Origin of the sequence: Candidatus Oscillochloris fontis (assembly GCF_004138135.1) — a bacterium.
Lineage (GTDB): Bacteria > Chloroflexota > Chloroflexia > Chloroflexales > Chloroflexaceae > Oscillochloris > Oscillochloris fontis.
On sequence record NZ_RYFD01000101.1, the window covers coordinates 1 to 2,867 of the forward strand.

A 2,867-nucleotide genomic window follows, 5' to 3' on the forward strand; every position below is an offset into this window, starting at 1 on the left:
CCACTATCCTGCTGGGTTGAGCTTCGTTCCGATCCAGGGAAGCTGCCAGCGGCGCACCTGAAGGCTGGCGTTGGGCGTCGGGGTGGCCTCCAGCACTCCGGGGGGCGAGGAATCGCTGCGACCTTTCACGCTTGTTGGCGAGTCGGCCACGATCAACGCACATCAGAGAGTCGGTTATAATCACTGCCCGTTAGGAATCAGTTTCGGCCAATGCCCGTTGGTCATCGGGACACGATCAGCAATCCTAATATGCCCATGCCGGGCAGAAGGAGGCACTGCTGATCGGGACACATCGACATGCAGCGAGGGAAAACCATCAATCCAGAATGCCTATATTAAAGAAAAAGCAGTGCCAATAAAGCGTGACGAGTGATATAATTTACTAACATTAGGCGAATATCGAGTAAATTTTGAACTGAATTGATAATTTTTTGCACTTGTCATTTATATCGCTACACGGCACTGCTTAGAAGTAAGAGCGTAAAGTCATTCTAGTCTTCGGCTTGAATGTAAGAATTCTATGCCAGAATTAACAAACATTATCGCACTCGTTTTCTCAACCATTTCTATTATGCTTTCGATATTTTCATACCTTCGAGATAGAAGTGATTTAAGGATAAAGAGAATAATCTTTCAAGAAAAAGCCCTGTCTAAAGGCATATTAATCGTTCCTATTGTAAATTACGGTCGACGCCCTGTGCAAATAAAAAGATTCGGTATTAAACTTTTTAGACGAAAGACAGCTTTTTGGCCTGCCGAGAAAGTAATTCTACAAGAGACAGTATCCTCTCCAAAAGCGCTGGATCAGGCCGCCGATGGTACGGCGATACCCGCCCGTTGCGCCACCCGTTCGGCTAAGGTGGAGGTGGTCTCCGGCGTGACGATGCGGTCGCGGAGATAGTGAAAGAACCCCACGCCGAGTTTGGCGGCGGTGGCGGCCAGGGTTTGGAAGGTGTCCCACGCCCGTGCCCCGTCCCGGGATTGGGGGCCGAAACTGACATCGCGTTTGCGCACCCGGCGTCGCGCCGCCAGTTCCATGGCGTTATTGTGGAGGGGAATGTCGGGATGCTTCAGCACCGCCAACAACTGGGCCCGTTTGTCGGCGGTTTTGATGATCCGGTCATCCAACGCCGCATAGCCGGTCTCGTGTTCCACCAACGCGTCAAACGCATCCGCCAACCGTGCGCGTTCCGCTGCAGTGGGCGCCTGTTGATAGGCCAGCATGTCGCGATAGAACGTCCAATAGCGTTCCCCAAACGCGGCGAGTTCCGCCTGATGATGGGGCACCCGTGGGGCAAGCTTGGCATAGTGCCGCCAATCATGGACCCAACACAGCGCGTGGGTGGCCGTGAGGTGGTCATACACTGGGGCATCATCGCTCAGCAACCAGCGCAGGACGGGCACCTGGGTTTGGGCGTGATAGGCGGCAATCGCCAGCGCATCGCCGACCGGTTGCACCTGCTGCTGAGTGAGCGTGATACCGGCGTTGGTCAGGTGTTGCTGGAGTTCCGCCGCCGTCATGTCCGTGTCGCGGGGCAGGGCATCCCGCAGTCGGCGGAGCAGTGTGTGCGGCAGGCTGCGGGCCTGCAGCCACGCCAGCGACTCATCATTCAGGCGGAAGTGCGGTTCCTGGCCCCAGATGATGGCCACGACATCCTGGCGCGTGCCGCCGGGACGGGTATGATAGCTCGTGAACCAGGCATTGCCGACGACGTGGCAGACCTCGTTCTGCCCATCCACGCGGGTACTGGTCTGGTCGGTGGCGACCCACGACCCGGTGGCGAGACCGGTCTGATGAATCGCGGCGGCTTCGTCCGCCCAGCGTCCCCCTGGATCGAGCAGCATGCGTGCCACCGTGCCCGTGCCAATCGTCAGACCGACATCCCGCAGGAAGCGCAGCAGCGCGGGCTGACTGACGTTTGCCCCGTGCCCAAGGGCAAGCACGAGGGTATGGGTCGTGGGGCAAAACCCACCCCGGTAGCCGGGCGGCAACGGTGCGGTGATGAGCGTGTTCGTGCTGGGCACGTACCAGACCTCCCGCACAAAGCGGACAACCTCAACCGCAATGTGCAACCGTTGCACGATGGCGTCCCGCGTCCCGTGGCGCACCGCATCGGGGGGCAGCGTCGCCGGATCGACCGTACACCGTTCCTCGTGGGTCACGATCAGGGTTTCGTTTTTCTTGGGTTTGCCGCGGGGCGTGCGCGTGCGGCGCTCGGCCTCCGAGGAATGGTCGGTTGGCGCGGCAGGCGGCGGCGTGGGTGGTTTGATGTCGGGCTTGCCCGACCGCCCTTTCAGCCGCGCCACCTCATCGCGCAACTGTTGGACCTCAATCCGCAGGGCAGCGTTCTCAGCGGCCAGCGTCTCGATGACGTTCAGCAACTGGATCACGATCTGGCGCGTTGCCAGATCGGCAATGCTGTCGGGGTTGAGGTCAGGTATCTGCATACAGGGAGTCTACCAGAACTTCACCACGCCGTCACGCACCGCCCAGTGGTTTTGGAGAGGATACAAGAGACAGATGAAAAAGAATATCAAATAGATATGATAACAATCTTCTATAATCCCAGTGATATTTGGAGATTTAGAGGTTTTCTTGTGGAAGATACATTTGGTAAAATTCATAAATATCCGTCGTTTAACTTTTTCAAACAAATATCTTTCATTTTCTTGAAGTATAGAATGGTGAAGCGATGGAATAGAACAGAATACGATTCAACGTTATGATTCTAATCAAGATATTGGGAGGTGATGATCCGTCAGATAAAACGGAGTAGCCAATACTAACTAGGGGGTTGTGCTAGTTGAAAATTGGTTCATAGCAGGTCTGGGAGGTTGACCAAAGACCTCCGGTGTGGTATGGCTGG

General features: G+C 56.1%; 2 protein-coding genes. Both read right to left on the bottom strand.

The genetic code is table 11. From position 1 onward, the window contains the following. Window positions 1-3: 3 nt before the first annotated feature. The gene (locus tag EKD03_RS18535) at window positions 4-150 is read right to left on the bottom strand and encodes a hypothetical protein (protein WP_161569314.1); all 147 of its coding nucleotides are present in this window, start codon (window positions 148-150) and stop codon (window positions 4-6) included. Between the two features lie 654 nt (window positions 151-804). Beyond that, window positions 805-2,448, bottom strand: coding sequence for an IS66 family transposase (locus EKD03_RS18025; protein WP_129633822.1), 1,644 nt, complete (start codon window positions 2,446-2,448; stop codon window positions 805-807). Window positions 2,449-2,867 lie beyond the last annotated feature (419 nt).

Bases quoted from the DNA above. Each gene is read 5' to 3' on its own strand.
- EKD03_RS18025 (WP_129633822.1), bottom strand. From the start codon at position 2,448: ATGCAGATACCTGACCTCAACCCCGACAGCATTGCCGATCTGGCAACG.